This window comes from Nocardia sp. NPDC060255 (genome assembly GCF_042727395.1).
Lineage (GTDB): Bacteria > Actinomycetota > Actinomycetes > Mycobacteriales > Mycobacteriaceae > Nocardia.
In genome coordinates, this window is sequence record NZ_JBHXAU010000007.1 from 36,948 (window position 1) to 56,310 (window position 19,363).

Here is a 19,363-nt window from a genome sequence, read left to right on the forward strand (position 1 = left end):
CCTGTTCAGAATTTCGCCCTCAGTTCCTTAGGTTCGACGGCAACGGGTCGGGTGAGCTGTCGTTGTCGTTCACCCGATCCGGAACCAATCGTTCGCCGAAAGGTTCTGGCGTGCAAGACAATCAGTGCCACGTTCGCATCGTGTTCGGGTCTCTCGTCTTCGACTACTGCGCGGCGCGGCAAGCGGCGATTCTGTACGCGCACGACGTAGGCGAGTGGCTCGGGGTTCCCGTGCTCATAGACGATGAAGTCCGCGACGATATGCCGCATCTGCCTTGCGAGTCGTTATGGTCGTGACCGCCTTCAACGTCGCCGTAGTCGCGATCCTCGGCCTATTCTTGCTGAAGCGGGTCCTTCGGCGCCGCGATGATCCTCTTCGCCACCGAGATCGCTACGACAACCTTGCTGAACCTGCGCGGTCACGCCGTCAGTCAGAGAATGCCCATCAGCGTTCGATTCCGCGTCCTACCCAGTCGGCGAACTCTTGGACTTTGTCTGCCAGTTCTCTGTCCTCGCGGACACCTTCGATGATCGTCTTGTGGCCGTACACGCGGATGAGGTTCGCTGCGGCGTTCAGGGTTTCGACATCGGGGACGAACTGACGCCCGTAGTCGGCAACGGCGCGATCGTAGGCGGCCTGGTCGATGGGCGGCGGCTCAGCCGGGGCCGGAGTGACCGTTATCGCGTACTCGCGGCCGGCCGCGGACGTTGCCGTGAACACGCCGTGTCCACGAAAGCTGAACGCCACGCCACCGTCATCCTCGATGCCGCGTCGAATTACCCCGGCGAACTCCGCAAGCTGACCATCGCGCCACTGTTCGCTCATATGCCTCAACATGCCAGACGAGTTCGGCGGCCTTCGCCGAGGCCGGTTCGCGGCTTGTTTTGATCACCGGCGTTGTACAGCCGAATTTCGGGTGCTGGAATATACCCTTGCCGGGTGACTGTCTATGCATCCGGCAGTGGGTGGGATATGTCGGTGGAGAATCGTCCGATCCCGTCCCCAGATCATCTGGGGACGTTTATTCGGCGGGTGCGGGCGGAGGTGCCGGAGTCGTTGTGGCGGGTGATCGAGCCGTGGTCGCGGCTGCCTCGTCGGTGGGTGCCTGAGGCGTATGGCATCGATGTGCCGCCGGTGGGTGAGGCGTTGTGTGAAGTGCATGCGCCGATTCGTTGGCACGAGGTCATCGAGGAGGTGCCGGTGGCGAGTTTGTTGCATCCCTCGCCGACAACGGAGCAGTTGCGCGTCATGTGGGAGCAGCTGGAGGCGGCTGGGTTGCGGCCGGCCGCCTGTGTGCACCTCGGGCCGTGGAACCCGGGTTGGTTGCGTGACGGTCGGGCGCCTGATGAAGGGATGTGGGCCGTCGATGTGGTCGGGGTCAGTGCGATCGGGTGCGTCGAACCGGAGCATGCGCAGGAGCTGGCCGGGTTGATCGATGGTCGCGTCGATACGATCACCAGGTGTCCGGAATGGGCGTATTGGCGGACTTGCTGATCGGGGCCTGCTCGACCTTGGACTGTTTGCAGATCCGTTGCCACACTTGGCAAATCCCGTTATGATTGCGGCGCTGCGGTCGGTGAGCGACTCCCGAGCCTGGAGCAAGAGTGCTGTCGGGGGTAGCTGCTCGGGTACCTTTCGGTTCGAACGGGAGTCCGGTTATGGAAATCAGTCAGGCGGAGTTGGACGGCGCGCGGCCGTACTCGCCGATGATGCTTCGCGTCTACGATCTTTATGTGCTGGGTTTCAACAACCGGTTCGTGTGGCGTTGTCCCACAAAGAATCTGAGGCGGCTGTACGACGGCAACATCTCCGGCGATCACCTCGACATCGGTCCCGGAACCGGTTGGCAGTTGAGCCATGCCAAGTATCCTGTCGCACACCCGAAGGTCACCCTGGTCGACCTGAATCAGCATCCGATGGCGATGACCGCCCATCGGCTTCGTAAGCGCGGCATCGAACCCGTCAGCCACGTCGGCAGTGTGCTGCAACCGTTGCCGGTCGATCGCCGATACGCCTCTGTCGCAGCGAGTTTGCTCATGCACTGTGTGCCGGGCAACTGGGACAGCAAAGGCATCGCTTTCCGGCACATCGCCGATGCGACCACCGATGACGGGGTTTTCTTCGGCGCAACCGCCTTGTCGCACGGTGTCCCGAGTACGGCACTCAGCCGTGCCACCTCCAGAAACTTCCAGCGCCGCAACGGATTCCATAACCAAGATGACGATCTGACCGGCCTGGTCGACGCGTTGGAGCGGGCGTTCGCCGCAGTCGAGGTGAACACCATCGGCTCGTTTGCGCTGTGGACCGCCCGCGGGCCCCGCCGCACGGAACAGCCGGGCACCGCCGTTCCGGGCACTGACGACTAGCCTGCCTTGCTGGTCGCGGGCACGAGAAGGATCGCCAACGGAACCTCAGCGGCTTGCCGAGCGTTCGGCACCGCGAACGTGGCGACATTGAACCGGGACCCCTCGATCGAAATCGTCTGTTCCACAACGGTTTCGTGCGACGTCGCCGGGGTGATCCGTTTCATGTCGATCTGGTCGAGCACCCGCCGGAGCAGCGGTTCGTCGCTGTCGAAAGCCGGCGCCAGTTCGCCCGTGGTGCTCACGACGAACCCGGAGCGGGCGTCCACCATCAGCAGCGTGGAGTTGGTGTACCGGACAAGGGTGCTCATCCGGGTGTCCATCTCACGATGACGCAGTTGCGCGGTGAGCCCGTACACGGTGCGATCACGGTCGCCGGACGCGCCCAAAGCCGTTGTGCTGGACCAGAAATGCACCCACTGCCCGGGATCGTCGGGGCGACGTACCGACCAGGAAGCCTCGGTGAGCCTGCCCTCTTTGCCGTTCTGGGCGCCGTAGTACAGCGCCAAGAACTCGCCGGCGTCGTCGGGGATCATGTGTCGTAGCAGGTGCCGGATCGCCCGTTCCTCCCCGGCCTTGCGGCCGTCGCCGATGATGCTGAGGTTGTCACCACCGCTGCGCGTGGCTACCTTCTGCAAATCGAGAATCCACGAGTTGTAGACCGGACGAGGCGTCGTGGGCGGGGCCGCTATCCAGACGACCAGCCCGACTGCCTGGCCGTCGGGAGCCGCTATCCAGTGCGTATGGCACTCGATGCCGCCCTCCGTCCGCACATGATCCACCTGCGGACCGGCCATGATGTCCGTGATGACACCGGTGAACAGCGCTTCACCCTGACGGTCGAACCCCAGCTGCGATGCGACGCGGCGTAACGGCCGGGCGACTCGATGTCCGTCCGAGGAATGGATGACGATCTGCTCGTGCAGGAGGGTGGCGATGACGTCGACGCTGAACCAACGTCTAGGCAGCTGCATACCGAGGCAGCGTAGTCATTTCGAGCCGAACTAAGAACAGATACTGCGGAGTCCAGCACAAAACGTCAGCTTATGACAGTCGCCGCCGCTGGCCGGTGATGCTAGAGTATTGGGCGCACCGGCTGGTGAGCGACTCCCACGCCCGGAAGCAGACATCCTCTTACGTTGGGGATCGCTTTCGGTTGCGTCTGATGGGAGGGCCTCATTAGCAATGGGAGTGCAGCATCATCTACGACACGCAGCGTTGTCTGGGGAGACAACTGTGCGTGGGATTGTTCGAGAGAGTCACCACGCGCTTACTCCGAGCGCGAATTGCTGCGCCCGGTTTCCGGAGCATGGGGTGATCACATGAACGATTCCGGTGGCACTCGCGTCATGACCGACAGGAAGATGCACGGCGATCGCACGTCGACTCCGCAGCGGTCGGCGATGACATCGCTGGAACGTTGCCCGTACTGGTGCGAGCGTCCGGACGGCCATGGCTGGGAGGACGGCGCGGCGTTCGGTGAACTGATGAGGGTACACCGACACACCTTCCCCATTCCCGGCACCGATCACGGCAGCTTCATGGTGCTCGCTACCGAGTGCCTCGGCCGGGCCGGTATCGAGCGTGAACCGATGAGCTATGTCGTCGATACCGGCATCGGCAGCGACGGCGACCTCGGCCCCGCCGGTGCCCTTGGCCTCGCCCAGGTGCTGGCTGCGGCGCTCGCCCTCGAAACCCACGGCTGGGCAGGTAGATCCACGGCTTGCCCGGCCGGTTGGACAAGTACATCGGATATCGATGAATGAGGTGCACCAGAGATTGCCGGGTGGTACGGGCCACGCCTGATCCTTGGCTCGACAGAGGGGATCGAGCCAAGGATCAGGGCGGTCTGGTCGACCACCGGCAGGTGTCCGGCACCAGGCACCACAACGATTCGGCTGTTATTTCCATTTCGGGGGAGAACATGACTATCAGTGCATTTCCGGCAACTATGAATGTGCGGCTAGGCGATCGGATCAGTCTGCTCGACATCATCGCCGCCTATGGTCCCGATGCGGTGGTGGCGCGCATCGCGGCACTGCGAGCCAATGGATGTCGTTCCGCCGCGCGGGCAATGGAGCGCGAACTGAACACAATCGACTTCCGCAGCAGAAGCCTTGATTGATTTGCGGCCGAACCTTGGTCGAGCGGCGGACTCACCACGCGGGAGACGACGACGATGACGGACCTGGGAATCCTGCTCGCATTGCGTCGGGAAACACCGGAGCCCGAATACTGGCGTCGCCGGGTTGCCGCCGAGCAACCCCGCGCCATGTGCACTCTCGGCATCCTGCACGCCGAGCGCGGTGAGATGCCGGAGGCGGAGAACTGGTTCCGGCGGGCCGCGAACGCCGACGACTCCTGGGCGATGAACATTCTCGGCCTCTTCCTCGCCGAGCGTGGCGCCACGCGGAGTGCCGAATACTGGTTCCGTCAAGCCGTCGCCACTGGTCACCCTGACGCGATGGTCAACCTGAATATCATGCGGGCCGGGCGATTCGAGGAACGCGACGCCGAATTCTGGTATCGCCAGATCGCCTACGCAGGCCACCTCGAGGCTATGACCACCGTGGCCACCATGCACGCTGAGCGCGGCGAGACGGACGAGGCCGAATCCTGGTTCCGCTGGGCGGCCTGCGGCAACCACCCTCGTGCGATGGACTGCCTGAGCAGGCTGCTTGCCGACCGCGGTCAGCTCGACGAGGCCGGCTACTGGCGTGGACGGGCCGAAAGCAGGTAGCGGCTCACTTCGGTGGCAGTGTCTGGATCAGTTTGCGCAGCAGGGGGATCAGGGTTTGCTGCTCGTCGGTGGTCAGGCCGGAGAGTAGTCGCGTTTCGTTGCGCAAGTGCTGTTCGAATGCCTTGTCGATGACGTCGCGGCCGCGGTCGGTCAGCTGGATCAGGCGGCCACGAGCGTCGTCCGCGGCCGCACGCCTGTTGACCAGTCCGGCGTGTGCGAGGCGGTCGACGCGCTTGGTGACCGCGCCCGAGGTCACCATCGTCGAGTCGCGTAGTTCGCCTGCGGTCAGCTCGAACGGGGGACCGGAGCGGCGCAGGGTGGCGAGTACGTCGAATTCGCCTCGGCCCAGGTCGTAGTCGCTGAAGACACGATCGAGCTGCTCGTCGAATGCCCAGTGCAGGCGGGTGATTCGGCCGATCACCTGCATCGGGCTCGGGTCGAGGTCGGGACGTTCGGTGCGCCATTGGCTGACGATGTGGTCGACGGCGTCGGGTTCGGGTGGGGTGTGGTCTACGGCCATGCCTTGACTGTACCTTCCATGGAAGATAATCTATCTTCCATGGAAACTAACTGACGGGACCGTGTTCCTCCCTGCTCGACTGTTCACCCGATGGTGGGTGGGGGAGTCGCCAATTCGGCGATGGCCGAGTCGTTTTCGTCTGACCGATCACTGCTCCGATATCGCGAGCGGTCCGCTATTGATCGGCCATCTTCGAGGGCTTCCGGTAAGCCCGAACAATCAGAAAGAAGCAGTTGGCTACACAGGATGAACACCAGAATTCTGCCCTGCGATCGTGGCTGGGCGTCGCGGCGATTACCGCCAGTTTGTTCGTGTTCGTCACGACCGAGCTGATGCCCGTCGGTCTACTTACTCCGGTGAGTACCAGCCTGAGCATATCGGTGGGCGTCGCCGGGCTGATGGTTACTTTGTACGGCATCTCGGCCGGGCTCGGCGTGCCGTTCATCGTGGCATGGACCAGGCGCGTCAACCGGCGCATGCTGCTCTCCGCGCTACTGGCGATATTGGCGCTCGGCAATCTGATCACCGCTCTCTCGCCGAACTATCCGCTGGTCCTGACGGCAAGGCTGGTCATGGGATTCGCCAACGGCGTGTTCTGGGCTATCGGCGTCGGCATGGCGATGCGCCTCGTTCCGGAACGGCACGCGAGCAGGGCGGCCGCGGTCGCGTTGTCCGGCATCTCGATCGCCACGGTGGTCGGCATGCCGTTGGGAACGTTTCTGGAAAGCCTAACCAGTTGGCGGACCACGTTTCTCATCTGGAGTGGTCTCAGCGCGCTGGTCTTCCTCGCGGTCGCGGCGATAGTTCCCTCGCTGCCCTCGGACAACGCGGTCTCGGTCCGGGAAGTATTCGGGCTGCCGCTCAAAAATGTACAGCTGCGTTTGGTGATGGTTACCGTAATATTGTATGTACTCGGCCATTTCGGGGCATATACCTTCATACGTCCCTTCCTGGAAGGCAATTCGTCCGTCACACCCGCCTACATCACCGGATTGTTGATCATTTATGGCGCAGGCGGCGCGGCCGGGAACTTCATCGCCGGATATACGGTGACCAAGAATCTGCGGGCCAGCTTCATCGTCGCCTGTGCGGGACTTGTGGCTTCCTTGCTGTTGCTGCTCATCATCGGTCACAGCGCGGTCGGGCTGATCATCTCGCTGACCTTCTGGGGAGTGTCCTTCGGTGCGATGAACCTCTGTCAGATCAACATGACGCTCGCCGCCGCGCCGAACACCTTCGAGGCCGCCATGTCGCTGAATACCTTGGGCTACAACACATCTATCGCCCTCGGCGCGCTCTTCGGCGGACTGTTCGCGGATCACCTGGGTGTCCGAAGTGTGTTCTGGTTCGGTGTGGCGCTGACCGCCGCTTCGCTGCTGCTCACGCTCAGTACTCGCCGGAGGGCCGCCGATCCGGTGCCGGACGAGGCGCTGGTCGCCGCTAGCTAAGCCGGTGCTATGTCTGGCAGAGTGTCGAGCGGTGCCAATGTTCGCGGACCGGGGGGTTAGAGACTTGCGTAGCAACGGAATCGGCTTGGAAAGTGACGCCTACTCGGTGTCCGGAATCCTCGGGCGCGACGGTTGGTATCGAGATCCGATGTGGGCGGTAGCTTTTCGGCTGACCCCGGTGGAACAGCAATTGCTGCGGACTTGGGAGTTGCGGCGACTGCAGTTCATCGCGCACGCCGGTGCCGCCGCTCTGACGACGAACCAGACCTACACCCGACTCGAACACAGTCTCGGATTGCTCACACTGGTAGCGCATTTCGCGCCGGACGATGAGGTCGCCAGGGTCGCGGCGCTCCTGCACGACATCGGGCATCTACCGTTCAGTCACACCTTCGAAGGCGTGGCCGATCTGAACCATCACGAGCTGGGTCGGCAGCGTATCCGCGGGCTGGCACCGCTGCTGGCCGCACACGGCATGGACACGGAGACCGTGCTCCGGGTGGAAGAGCCGGGCGGCGTGTCGGTGCTGCGCGGACTGCCCGGAGGGCTCAAGCTCGATCACCTCGAGTCATTCGTGCGCAGCGGCCGCACCCATGCTCGATTGTCCGAATCACCACCGGACACGTTGGCGAAGCTGCGATTGGTCGACGGGGCGGTGCACACCGACCGGGCCACGGCCCGCTATCTGGCGGACCTGGCGTTCGGCGAAGCGCTGTACCTGTGCGGTTGGGACAACGTGCTGCCGAACGGTGCGCTGCGCGGGCTGGTCGGTGTCCTGCTCGACGAGTCTCCCGAACGAGCCGCCGACATCGCGCCGATGACCGATGACGAGTTATGGGCCCTGCTGCTCACCGATGCGCGGACGGCCGAACTGACCCGGCACCTCCGCCGCGATCCCTTGGGCTGGCAACTGCTCGCCGACGGCCACCCGGACGCCTCGCTCGGCTGGGTGTACCAGGTCGACCGTCTCTACCTGGACACGGCCTGCGTGGATGGGGTGCCGCTCGGGTTCCGGGCGGAGCAGTCGGCCGAACTGCCCCGGCTGCCGTGGCGGTGCGTGGTCGTCCCGCCGAGCTGAACGGCGGTTCAGTTGGTGATATTGGCGACGGTCCACGCTTGCGTAGGTACCTAGACCTCCAGGAACCGTTGAAACGCAACAGCTCCCATGGTTGACCCCGACGTGATCGCATTCGTCGCCGTACCCTCGAACGCAGTTACCGCAGACGAAGGGATCGACGCGATGGCCGAAGCGGCTTACCTCACCATCGCGGACGACTACGCACGACGGATACGCAACGGAACCCTCCCCGCCGATGCTCAGCTACCCAGCCACGCTGAGCTAGCCGAGCGGCACGGCGTATCGCGTTCGGTGATCCGGCAGGCAATCCAACTGCTGGCCAATCAGCAACTTGTGCGGACCGTCCCGCGGCGCGGGACCTTCGTCGTCGGTCAATCGCAGGCCCGGCAGCCCGACCCCGTCCAGTTGGACGACGACGTCGACGAGATCCGCTCTGTCGCGCACCCCATCCGGCGGGCCCAGCTCGCGGGCAACCTCATCACCCACTACCAACTCCGCATCGCCGAACTCTCCGGCATCCGCCAGACCGCGATCGAAGACGCCCACGACCACGGTATGAGCATCGCCGACATCGGCGAACGACTCGGCCTGACCAACGGACACATCGGCTAGTTCGCTGCGGACAAGCCGCGATGGCGCGGATTCCCGGCCGCTGAGCCAGCCCGCTCTCGGACTCGTAGTGGGGGATGAAAGCGTGCCATATGAAGATTGCTAGAAGTTCGCTGGACGTAGATTGTTGCGCTGTAATCTGGGTCACTTCGGCGAGATGTCAAGGGTTTCCGACGTCGGCATCCCGTAAAGATAATCCGCGGCGGATTAGTTGCTAAAACGCTTCTACCTGCGAGGATATGCAAAAATCTAAACTTGTTTGTTGACTCGCCCTGATGCCGTCCCAAGCCTGGATGCATGAACAGAAACACGAGCTGCGCAACATTAGCTGCCGTCTACGTGTCGACCATCGTGTGTTCGGTGTTCGTCGCGGGCTCAGCCTCGGCTGACCCACCTCCTTCCGGTTGCACCTCCGACTACGCGGTGCCCAATCAGCTCACCATCACCTGCGAGCCGGGGTCCGGCGCCGGACAGCATGCGTACATCCGCTGCCGCGATATCGGCGGTGTCCTGCACACCCGGATCGGCACCACCGTCGGATCCAACGGCGGATGGTCACGCGCGGTCTGCGCGACCGGCGAAAGCGGCCCGGTCTAGCCCACCCGAATTCGTCGTCGTTCGGAGAGCTCTGCGCGAGCTCAGCCTGCCCAGTCGAATCCGGCTGGGTGTTCGCTGCCTCACCTTTTCGATCGAAAGGTTGTCCCATGTCCGCAGCCAACGAACGTTCTCGAACAACCAAGCGCGCCGCGCGGCATCGCAAGGTCACCAAACGTAATCGCAAGGGTCTCTACGCGGCGGCCGCGTTCGCATCGCTGGCCACCGTCATGGTGTCGACCGGCGAGGCGTCGGCCGAAGCACCTGCGTTCCCCTCGATCCCGGCAAATCCGACCGACCTTATCCCCGGCCTGAACGCGGCCGTGCCCGGTCTCGCTGACACGGTCAACGGGGCCGTCACGGAATTCGGCGGATCCGTACCGGATATCGGTGCGGCGGTCCCCGAACTCGGCAACGTCGCGACGAACCTCGGACCGGCCGGCCAGAACGTGATCGACCAGGCGTTGAACGCGCTGGACAACGTCACCGCAGGCACCCCGGTGGAAGGTGCGGGCGAGATGATCCGCGGCTTCACCACACCGCCGGCCACGCAGGCCGATCAGTCCGCACCCGCGGCTACGCCCCTGGCTGCCACAGTGCCCGGCGCTACCGCCGCCTCGGGCCCGATCGGCCTTGTGCCGTCCTCGGTCACCGAGCTGGCCGCCGTCGCCGAGCAGGTCATCAGCACCGGCGTCGATCTGGAGCAGCTGGCCGGGTGGGCGGACAAGACCTTCCCGAGCGGCCCGCTGCGGCAACCTGTCGAGGATCTGCTCTCGTTCGTCAACTCGGCGATCGAGCAGGCCGGCGCCCGCCGCGACCCGATCGCCTCGCCCATCGAGGACCTGATCAGCCAGGCGCGCACGCTGTTCGACTTCCCCAAGGACGGTCCCGACACCGTGCAGGCGTTGCGCGACCTGTTGACCCCGATGCTCGGCCAGACCGTAGGCGACGGAGATCCGTTGCGGGGCTTGGCCGAAGGCGTTCAGCAGCTCCTCGCGGACCCGGCGGGCACGCTGCACGCGGCCCTCGCGCCGGTGCTCACCGAAATCCGCAGCATGCTGAACAACGACGGGTTGTTCAGCACCCGGCATGCGGCCCTGCCGCTGCTGGCTTTGCCCGTCATCGTCGCCGTGGTCATCGGTGTCTTGGCGATCGGCGCCGTTGCGCTGCTGGCCGCGCCGGTGATCATCGCGGCTCTCGTGGTCGGTGCCATCGTGCTGGCCGCGATCGCCGTGCCCGCGCTCATCGTCATCGGCATCGTGATTGCCGTAGTGGCGCTGCCGGTTCTGGTGGTGCTCGGCGGTATCGCGCTCGCCGCCGTGGCGTTGCCCGCGCTGGTCGTGCTCGGCCTCGTCGGCTTGGGTCTCGCCGGCACAGTGACGCTGGCCGCGCTGGCCCTGGCCGCGGTGGCGACGGTCGCGGTGCTGGGCTTCGCCGCGCTGGTGGTCGTGCTGGTACTGGGCTGGACCGGATTGCCCGCGTTGATCGCGCTGGCCGCCATCGGTCTGGCCGGTGTGATCACGCTCGGTGCGCTGGTATTCGCCGCTGTCGCCGCGCTGACGGTGTTCGCCGTGGTCGAGACGATCGCGCTGGCGGCGCTCGCCCTCGCCGCGCTGATCGTGATCGCCGCGGTGACCTTCGCCGCGCTGGTCGCAGTCTTCGCGCTGGGCTTGCCCACGGCAATCACGCTCGCCGCCATCGCATTCGGTGTCGCGGTTGTTGTCGGCGTGCTCGCCCTTGCCGCAGCGATCGTCTTCCTCGCGTTGGGTTGGACGGGACTGCCCGCGCTGATCGTGATCGGCGTCATCGCCGTGGTCGCGGCGATCGTGGTTGCCGCGGGTTTGGTGGCCTCGGTAGTGGTGATCGCCGCGTTCGCAACTGCTTTGGTGGCCACGCTCGCAAGCCTCGCCGTCGGCGGAGCTGTCACTCTCGCGGCGCTGGCCTTCGCCGCGCTGGTTGTCATCGCCGTGTTCGGCGGACCCGCGCTGCTCGCGTTCGGCGCATTCGCCGCAGTGGTCACCGTCGCCGCCGTGGCAGCCCTGATCGCGCTCGCAGTTCTCGCTGCTCCGTTTGTGCTGGGTGCACTTGCGATTGCGGCGGTGGTCGGGGTCGGCATTCTGGCCGCGATTGCTGCTCCGTTCGTGCTTGGTGCGCTAGCGATCGCCGCGGTGGTCGGGCTTGCGCTGCTTGCTGCTCCGTTTGTGCTTGGTGCACTGGCGATTGCGGCGGTGGTCGGGCTTGCGGTGCTTGCATTGCCGGTGCTGGCGCTGGTTGTCGGCGCGGTGGTGCTGGCTGCGATTGCCGCTCCGTTTGTGCTGGGCGCGTTGGCGATCGCCGCGGTGATCGGGCTCGCGGTGCTTGCCGCGATTGCCGCGCCGTTTGTGCTCGGTGCGCTCGCGATTGCGGCGGTCGTCGCTGTTGTCGGGATCGGTGCGCTGATCGCCACGGGTGCGGCGATTCTGGCCGCGTTGGTTATCGGCGCAGCCGTGTTGGCGATCGCGGCGGCACCCATTCTGCTCGGGCTCGGCGCGGCTGCGCTGGCCGTGCTCGCGGTTACCGCGGCGGTTGTGCTCGGTGCGCTCGGATTGGGTCTGGCGGGTGTGGTGACGCTCGGTGCACTGGCTCTGGCCGGTGTGGTGACCACGCTGGTGCTCGCGTTCGCCGCGCTGGCGGTGGTCGTGTTGCTCGGCTGGACCGGCATTCCCGCATTGATCGCGCTCGCCGCTATCGGTCTTGTCGGCGCGATCGTCCTCGGCGCGCTGGCCCTTGCCGCGGTCGTCGCACTGACCGCGTTCGGTGTCGCGAGCACGATCGGCCTGGCCGCGCTGGCACTGGCCGCTGTGGTCACGGTCGTCGCGGCGACCCTCGCCGGACTGGCTACGCTCGGCGCGCTCGCGTTGGGCACGATTGTCACTCTTGGTGTACTGGCCCTCGCCGCCGTGGCGGTCGTGGTGTTCGCGGGCTGGACCGGACTCCCGGCGCTGCTCGCGCTCGGTGCGATCGCGGTCGTCGCAGTGGCCGTGGTGGCCGCCGCTTTGACTGCTGCTGCGGTCGTGGTTGCCGGTCTCACGGTGGGCACGCTGACCGTGCTGGCAGGCTTGGCGTTCGCCGCCTTGGTGGTCACCGCGGTGCTCGGCTCGCCGGTGCTCGCCGCGCTGGCCGGTCTGGCCGTCGCGGTGGCAATCGCCGCTCTCGCAACACCATTCGTGCTCGGCGCGCTCGCCATTGCCGCGCTGGCACTGCCTGTGCTCGGTGTGATCGCACTCGCTGTGCTCGCAGCACCGTTCGTGCTCGGCGCGCTCGCTATCGCCGCGCTGGCACTGCCCGTCGTCGCGGTGGTGCTCGGCGGGCTGGCCCTGGCGATCGCGCCGTTCGTGCTGGGCGCGCTTGCCGTTGCGGGAGCGATCGCACTGGCGGTGCTCGCGGCTCCGTTCGTGCTCGGTGCCATCGCGCTGGCGTTGCCTGCGCTGATTGTGCTGGGTGCGTTGGCACTTGGCGCGGCCGTAACTATCGGTGCGGTGCTTGCGGCAGGTGCTGTCGCGCTCACGGCGCTGGCTCTGGTTGCGGCGCCGGTGATCCTGGCGGTGCTCGCAGTTGGTGCCGTGCTCGCGCTGGGTGCGCTGCTTGTGGCCGGCGCGGTCACTCTCGCCGCGCTTGCTATCGCGGCACCGATTGTGTTGACTGCCTTGGCTATCGGTGCTGTCATCGCGCTCGCCGCGCTGGGGTTGCCGGTCGCGGTGGTACTTGGGGCGCTGGCCCTGGCCGCGCTCGCCACCGCCGCTGTGCTCGGACTGCCTGCGCTCATCGCGTTCGGCGCGCTGGCGCTCGGCGCGCTGGTCACCCTGGGCCTGCCGGTGGCGATTGTGCTCGGCGCCTTGGCCTTCGGCGCGATCGCGGTGGCCACCGCACTGGCACTGCCCGGCTTGATCGCGTTCGGCGCACTCGCGCTGGCCGTTGCGCTGCCCGGGTTGATCGCGTTCGGCGCGCTCGCGCTGGCCGTGACTGTCACGATCGCCACCCTGGTCGGGGCGCTCGCGCTCGGCGCGGTGATCACGACGGCGGTGCTGCTGACCGTCGGCGCGGTCTCGCTGGCGGCGCTCGCCATCGCACCGCTGGTGGTCGGCGCCGTCGTCGTCGGCGCGGTGATCGCGTTGCTCGGTGCGGGGGCGGCAGCAGGCCTGCTTGCCCTGGCCTTGGCGGCGTTGCCGCTGCTGGCGCTGGCTACTGCTGTCGCAGTGGCGGTTTCGGTGGCCGTGACAGCCGCCGTGGTGACCGCGGTGATCGGTCTGCCGCTCATCGCCTTCGGGGTGCCTGCGGCGCTGGCCGCGCTGCTGACCGTCGCTTTGCTGGCGACGCTGCTGGCGGTGGCCGTGCCGGTCGGCGCGGCGGCCGCACTCGGCGCGGCCGCGCTGGCGGGCCTGGCGCTGGCCGCCGGTGGGGCAGCCCTCGTCGGTGCTCCGCTGCTGCTCGCCGCGGCGGCGACCCTGCTGCTGGCCGGCGTGTTGCCGGTGGTGGTCGTGGTGCCGTTGCTGCTGCTCGCGGTGATCGTGGTGGTGCCGCTGGTCGCGCTGTCGAGCCCGGATGTCAAGTCCTACCTCGTTTCCGCGATTCGGGCCTGGCGCGACCAGAACACCCCGCGCGGTGACTCCAACAGCGGTATGACGCCCACCGGAACTCAGTTCCTGGACGACATCCAGGACACCGCGAGCCTCGAAGACCTCATCGCGTCCCTGCAGAAGGCGCTTGCCCCCGCGCACGCCGCCGCGCCCGCCCCGCACGCCGAGATCCCGCTGGTCGGGAACGGCGCGGCGGACGGGCACACCACGAATGCCGACGACCGCCGTCTGGTCGCCGTTTCTCTCTGAGTCACTTCGAAATCACTGTCGCGCAACGCGATACCAACAAAGGAGACAATCATGAAGCCTGAGCCGAGCAACGTCGACACCGAACTCAACCCCGAGTACCCGACTCTGCACCTGGAGTACCTGTACGGCCCGCAGTGGCGTGACGTCGCCCAAATCGTCGAGCGTGCCGCGCAACTCACCCCGGGTGAACGTGAACAGCTCAACACCACGGCGGGCAACGGTCTGCAGGACGGGCTGTCCACACTGTCCGGCGGCGCGGGTGTGGCCGGCTTGTTCGCCAGCATCGGCGCCTCCTCGGAGCACTCGCAACCGGTGCAGGTCGCGGCCGAGACGGCTAAGGAGTTCGGCCGCGCACGGCACATCCAGATCGCGGGAACCATTGCCGGACAAGCGGTGTCACCAACATCGGGGCCCGGCGCCGATGACATGGGTGCGCTGCTGAAGTCACTCACCTCGATCGGCGCTCTCGTCGTGGTCCATCGAGCGGTCACCGCGGCAGTGCTCGGCGATCTGGTCGGGCGCGGCGAGTTCACCAGGGAGGTCTATGACGCGCTGATGAAGCCGTGGACCGACACCATCCGCTGATCCGGCACGCACGACCAAGACCGAGGAGGTTCGATCATGTTCGATACCAGGTTCTCCGGCAGCACCGCCGATCCACTCGGCGGACTGCTCGATATCAGCTCGGCGCCGGTCGGCTTCGGCTACTACGAACAGAACGCCACTGACGCCGAAACCATCTCCCGTTGCCATGACCGGACCCGGGTCGGCCCGGTCGGGTGGTGGAACCGGCATCGACGGCTCGGCCTCGGCGTCGGCATGACGCTGGTGACGTCCTTGGGCTTCCTGCCCGCGGTGCAGAACGCCATCCTGATGGGCCTGACATAGGTCGCACAGCACCGAGTGACGCGCACCGCATCCGCCGCGGTGCGCGTCACGCTGCTGTGGCAATCGCGTCGCAAACCGGACCGAACGATGCTGACTGATACCCTTGTTCCGCCATCTGAACTGCTGTGCTGTCGCCGGTGCCGCCCGGTGGCAGCGAAGAGATCCGAAACAGTCCGGCTTTCACGCAAACATGAAGCATTACCGGCCCGTCACGACAATGTCCTGGACACCCGACACCCCGGAGAACATGCGATTGTCCGTTTCGCTGGTCTGTGCAGCAGCCACGACGTCCGCTCCGTGGCGATAGACCGCTGATGGACGAGGGTCGTCGCCACTTCGCCGCCCGGTTCGGCGAACTGTTCGCCGCCGCTGGAACGCCGCCGGCGAAGTCGGTAGTCCGGGCCGCCAACGCGCGGATCCCCGACGGCGCGGGCAAGGTCACCGCGCAGCGAATCAGTGACTGGCGGCGCGGCAACCGCACACCGGCCACCTTCATCGCGGTGCGGCCGGTGCTGGAAGTCTTGATCGCCGAGGCGCGTCGCCACGCCGCCGACGACTCGCGTATCGATCCTTCCCTGCTCGATCTGGTGCGCTGGCACGAGGATTGGAAGGCCGCCAAGGTCGAGCCGCCGAGCATCGATATCGGACGTGAGCCTTACCGTGGCCTGTGGGAGTATCGGGTCGAGGACCGCGATTTGTTCTTCGGTCGTGATGACGCGAAAAAGCAACTCCTCAAGCTTATTTCGACCGTCGAATCGAGCGATGGCCCGGCAATCGCGGTGCTGCTCGGCCCGCCGGGCGTCGGAAAATCATCGTTGCTCGCCGCCGGGCTGCAGGCCGCACCGGGTGCCAGGATGCCGATAGCGATGATGCCCGGTGACGACCCGATGGCCGCGCTGGCGGCCGCCCTCGAGGCGCGGCCGTCCGGTCATTGCCTGCTGGTGGTGGATCGTGGTGAGGAGCTGTTCACCCGCTGTGCGAATGAGGCACTGCGACAACAGTTCCTGACCGCGCTGGCCTCGCTCGCCGCAGTGGATGCGGACGCGCCGACCACCGTCGTCATCGCGTTCGACACTGTGTACCTGCCGGAGCTGTTGCGTTACCCGCTGTTGACGATGGCGCTGCGCGATCACGCGATGTTGCTCAATCCCATGACACTGCAGGAACTTCGGGAGGCGATCGTCCGTCCCGCCGCGGCCACCGGCCTGCGGGTCGAGGACAGCCTCATCGACACGCTGCTACAGGATTTGGACGCCATCGACGCGCACAGCTCGATACGGCTTCCGTTGCTGTCCTTCGCGCTGGCCGCGACGTGGGCGAACCGGCGTGGCCGCACCCTTGGCCTCGAGGCCTACCGGGAAGCGGGCGGGATGGCCCGCGCGTGTGCGGTAGGCGCCGAATCGTTCTGGTCCCGGCTCACCGACCGGCAACGCGATGCGGCGCGACATGTGCTGATCGCGTTGACGATCATCGGGCCGACCACGATCATCCGCAACCGGATGCCGGTCGAGCAGTTGATCGAGGAGTCCACGGATCCGGATGCCACCCGGGCGGTCATCGCGCGGCTCACCCGAGCGCGAATAGTGGTGCAGCGCAACAGCGAGGTCGAATTGGTGCACGACCTGCTGCTGACCGGCTGGCCGCGGATGGCAGGCTGGCTGGCCGGGGAGAAGGAGTTCGCGCCCGCCCGCCAACGCATCGAAGCGGACGCCCGCGAGTGGGCGCGCCATGACCGGCCGGTGTCGCTGCTCTATTCCAGGACCCGGCTGGAGGACGCGGCGGCGTGGCTGCGTCGCACCGAGACGCCGAACCTGCTGGCCCGCGAGTTCGTCGCCGCGTCGCTGGCCCGGCAGCACGCGCGCACAGTGCGCAGGCAGGTGCTCTGGTCCGCGGTCGCGGTGCTCGTCGCGCTGGCGCTGGTGCTGTCGGGAGTGGTTGTCGTGCAACGGGTGTCGGTCGCGCAGGAACACAAGGACGTGATACTCGGCCAGCTCATCGAGGAATCGCAGCGGATCGAGGACGTCGACCCCGGGCTCTCGGCTCAACTCGCGCTGGCCGCATATCGGTTCAACCCGGACGACCAGGCCGCGCGTACTCGGCTGCTCGCGGCGCAGGCGCTACCGTTGGACATCGCCTCGGCGGCGGCGCACGACGGATCGGTGCGCGATCTCGCCTTGGATCCGAACCGGAAGCTGCTCGCCAGCGCGGGCAGCGATGGTCTGGTCCGGTTGTGGGATGTCTCGGATCCACGCGAGATCACCCCTGCCGGACCGGACCTCACCGGTCATCAGGGAAACGTCGACGCGGTGGCGTTCGCTCCTGGCGGAGCCACGCTGGTCAGTGCGGGCGCTGACGGCTTCGTCCGGCTGTGGGATGTTCGCGATCCGCGCCACGCGAGCCCGCTCGGCATGTTCGACAGCGGCGCGCCGATCACCACCGCGGTCTTCCTGCCGGACGGTCGCGGCGTGGTCGTCGGTGGCGTCGACGGAGCCATAAGATTCTTGAATATTACTGTCCCGCAGAATATTCAGCTGCTCGGTGGATCGGTCGCGGCACACGTCGGCCCGGTCAGGTCGCTGACGCTGGCACCGGACACCGCGGTACTGGCCAGCGCGGGTGACGATCGCGCCGTCCGGCTGTGGGCGGTGGACGACGCCGCAAACCCCACTCCGTTGGGGGCGCCGCTCGACGGCGAAGGTGCCGTGCAGGCAACAGCTTTCGGCCCTGCGGGCAAGTTCGCGGCGGGCACCGCCGACGGCGTGGTGCACGTGTGGAATGTTGCTGATCCAAACCGTCCGCAACTGCTCGGCCGACAACAAACGCGCCCGGTGCCGATAGCGGGGCTCCAATTCTGGTCGGGCGGGCAGGTGCTCGGCGTAGCGGATGTCGGCGGCACCGTTCGGTTCTTGAACACCAACCGCATCGATCGAATCGCCCCGGTCGGCCGGGAGCTGCACGGCAACAGTGGTTCGGTCCGCACCTTTGTGATCGTCTCGGACACCCAGGCGGTGAGCGCGGGCACCGACGGGCGAATCCGGACCTGGAGTCATGCGCGGGTGAACGTTCCCATCGCGTTCGCGGGCTCGCTCGGTTCGATCGGCTTCGACGGTGCGGGCAAGCTGCTCGCCAGCGGACTTCGTGACGGTCAGGTCAACATCTGGGGCGTCACCATTCCGTTCTACAGCCGATCACTCAGCGCGATCACCGTCGGTCCGCCGGACCGCCACGGGGCGCAGGTCGCCTTGCGGCCGGACGGCTCACTCCTGGCCACCGCGGGCAACAACGAGGTGCGATTGTGGAACCTCGCCGATCCGGCCCGGCCCGTACCGATCGGTCCGCTGCCCGGTACCGGTCTCGGCGGGCCGCTCGCTTTCGCGCCCGACGGCGACCGCCTGCTCACCGGAATCGGCCGTCGGTCGCTGCAGCTGTGGGATGTGTCCGACCCGGCCGCCGCGCGCCCGCTGGGGCAACTGCTGACCGGACACGACCGGGAGCTCGAACTGGCGGCGTTCGCGCCCGCGCGGCCGCTGGTCGCCGCGGCCGACGACAGCGCGCGAATCCACCTGTGGGACATCGCCGATCCGGCCAAGGCCGTGATGACGTCGATCGACGTCCACGGCGCGAACGTGCGGGCGTTGGTCTTCGCGCCGGACGGTAAGACGCTGTTCAGTGCGGACAGCAACGGTATGATCCGCGCATGGGACATCGCCGACCCGGCACGAGTGCGTGAGCTCGGCTCGGCACGGGCGCACACCGCCGCAGCGCGGACCCTGGCGATCGATCAGTCCGGTCAGCGCCTGGCGTCCGGCGGCGACGACCAGGTCGCCAGGGTCTGGGATATCGCGGACCCGTCCGACATCCGGCCGCTCGGCGCCCCGATCGAAGCGAAGCTCGGCTGGACCTGGTTCCTGCGCTTCGACCCACGCGACGAGTCCCGCCTGCTCGGCGTCGGCGACCAAATGTCGGCCGAGTGGTTCATTGATCCGCAACGGGTCGCGGACCAACTCTGCGCGTCGTCGGCGATGCGGGTGGACGAGCAGACCTGGCGAGACCTGTTGCCCGCCATCCGTTACATCCGCCCCTGCTGAACGTCACGGGCGCTCGTTGCGATCCGCTGGTACATCGGCGACCGGCATCAATTCGACTGTGTCCGAGGCAAATACGACAGGCCCCGGCTAGGCGCGGCAGACCGTCGGCGTAGTCGTATCCTCGGCATGTACGCCGGATCGACTGCTGGCGCGTCGGGTTGTGCACGCGG

At 66.6% G+C, this 19,363-nt stretch carries 16 protein-coding genes; 13 read left to right on the plus strand and 3 right to left on the minus strand.

Features of this window, described 5'->3' with window-relative positions; all coding sequences use genetic code 11:
* Window positions 1-444: 444 nt before the first annotated feature.
* Complete coding sequence (locus ACFWF1_RS15565; protein WP_379282629.1) at window positions 445-825, minus strand: hypothetical protein; 381 nt, start codon at window positions 823-825, stop codon at window positions 445-447.
* A 114-nt stretch (window positions 826-939) separates the two neighbouring features.
* Here ACFWF1_RS15565 and ACFWF1_RS15570 point away from each other — a divergent pair, with 114 nt between their 5' ends.
* Complete coding sequence (locus ACFWF1_RS15570; protein WP_379282630.1) at window positions 940-1,494, plus strand: hypothetical protein; 555 nt, start codon at window positions 940-942, stop codon at window positions 1,492-1,494.
* A 164-nt stretch (window positions 1,495-1,658) separates the two neighbouring features.
* Window positions 1,659-2,366: a class I SAM-dependent methyltransferase gene (locus tag ACFWF1_RS15575; RefSeq protein WP_379282631.1), complete on the plus strand. Its 708-nt coding sequence runs from the start codon at window positions 1,659-1,661 to the stop codon at window positions 2,364-2,366.
* Here ACFWF1_RS15575 and ACFWF1_RS15580 read toward each other — a convergent pair.
* A complete protein-coding gene (locus ACFWF1_RS15580; protein WP_379282632.1) occupies window positions 2,363-3,337 on the minus strand; it encodes a hypothetical protein in 975 nt (324 codons plus the stop codon). The genes ACFWF1_RS15575 and ACFWF1_RS15580 overlap by 4 nt on opposite strands.
* A gap of 375 nt (window positions 3,338-3,712) precedes the next feature.
* On the opposite strand from ACFWF1_RS15580, the gene ACFWF1_RS15585 reads away from it, so the two are divergent.
* The 3 genes from ACFWF1_RS15585 to ACFWF1_RS15595 are packed head-to-tail and all read left to right on the plus strand — an operon-like array spanning window position 3,713 to window position 5,103.
* Complete coding sequence (locus ACFWF1_RS15585) at window positions 3,713-4,129, plus strand: hypothetical protein (protein WP_379282634.1); 417 nt, start codon at window positions 3,713-3,715, stop codon at window positions 4,127-4,129.
* A gap of 20 nt (window positions 4,130-4,149) precedes the next feature.
* Window positions 4,150-4,488 (plus strand): hypothetical protein, encoded by a 339-nt coding sequence (locus ACFWF1_RS15590; protein ID WP_379282635.1) that lies wholly within the window; start codon window positions 4,150-4,152, stop codon window positions 4,486-4,488.
* 54 nt (window positions 4,489-4,542) lie between these two features.
* Window positions 4,543-5,103, plus strand: a complete 561-nt coding sequence (locus ACFWF1_RS15595; protein ID WP_379282636.1) for a tetratricopeptide repeat protein — start codon at window positions 4,543-4,545, stop codon at window positions 5,101-5,103.
* Window positions 5,104-5,107: 4 nt separating this feature from the next.
* Here ACFWF1_RS15595 and ACFWF1_RS15600 read toward each other — a convergent pair whose 3' ends face one another.
* A complete protein-coding gene (locus ACFWF1_RS15600) occupies window positions 5,108-5,623 on the minus strand; it encodes a MarR family winged helix-turn-helix transcriptional regulator (RefSeq protein WP_379282638.1) in 516 nt (171 codons plus the stop codon).
* Between the two features lie 233 nt (window positions 5,624-5,856).
* Here ACFWF1_RS15600 and ACFWF1_RS15605 point away from each other — a divergent pair, with 233 nt between their 5' ends.
* The 8 genes from ACFWF1_RS15605 to ACFWF1_RS15640 all read left to right on the plus strand — a co-directional run bounded on the left by ACFWF1_RS15605 (window position 5,857) and on the right by ACFWF1_RS15640 (window position 19,193).
* A complete protein-coding gene (locus ACFWF1_RS15605) occupies window positions 5,857-7,071 on the plus strand; it encodes an MFS transporter (RefSeq protein ID WP_379322188.1) in 1,215 nt (404 codons plus the stop codon).
* Between the two features lie 64 nt (window positions 7,072-7,135).
* Complete coding sequence (locus ACFWF1_RS15610) at window positions 7,136-8,149, plus strand: HD domain-containing protein (protein WP_379282640.1); 1,014 nt, start codon at window positions 7,136-7,138, stop codon at window positions 8,147-8,149.
* Between the two features lie 162 nt (window positions 8,150-8,311).
* Window positions 8,312-8,761 (plus strand): winged helix-turn-helix domain-containing protein, encoded by a 450-nt coding sequence (locus ACFWF1_RS15615; protein ID WP_379282641.1) that lies wholly within the window; start codon window positions 8,312-8,314, stop codon window positions 8,759-8,761.
* Window positions 8,762-9,055: 294 nt separating this feature from the next.
* Window positions 9,056-9,355 (plus strand): hypothetical protein, encoded by a 300-nt coding sequence (locus tag ACFWF1_RS15620; RefSeq protein WP_379282642.1) that lies wholly within the window; start codon window positions 9,056-9,058, stop codon window positions 9,353-9,355.
* 107 nt (window positions 9,356-9,462) lie between these two features.
* The gene (locus ACFWF1_RS15625) at window positions 9,463-14,217 is read left to right on the plus strand and encodes a hypothetical protein (protein WP_379282643.1); all 4,755 of its coding nucleotides are present in this window, start codon (window positions 9,463-9,465) and stop codon (window positions 14,215-14,217) included.
* 51 nt (window positions 14,218-14,268) lie between these two features.
* The gene (locus ACFWF1_RS15630) at window positions 14,269-14,802 is read left to right on the plus strand and encodes a hypothetical protein (protein ID WP_379282644.1); all 534 of its coding nucleotides are present in this window, start codon (window positions 14,269-14,271) and stop codon (window positions 14,800-14,802) included.
* A gap of 36 nt (window positions 14,803-14,838) precedes the next feature.
* A complete protein-coding gene (locus ACFWF1_RS15635) occupies window positions 14,839-15,105 on the plus strand; it encodes a hypothetical protein (protein ID WP_379282645.1) in 267 nt (88 codons plus the stop codon).
* A gap of 314 nt (window positions 15,106-15,419) precedes the next feature.
* On the plus strand, window positions 15,420-19,193 hold the full coding sequence (locus ACFWF1_RS15640; RefSeq protein WP_379282646.1) for an NACHT and WD repeat domain-containing protein: 3,774 nt from the start codon (window positions 15,420-15,422) through the stop codon (window positions 19,191-19,193).
* Window positions 19,194-19,363: the final 170 nt, after the last annotated feature.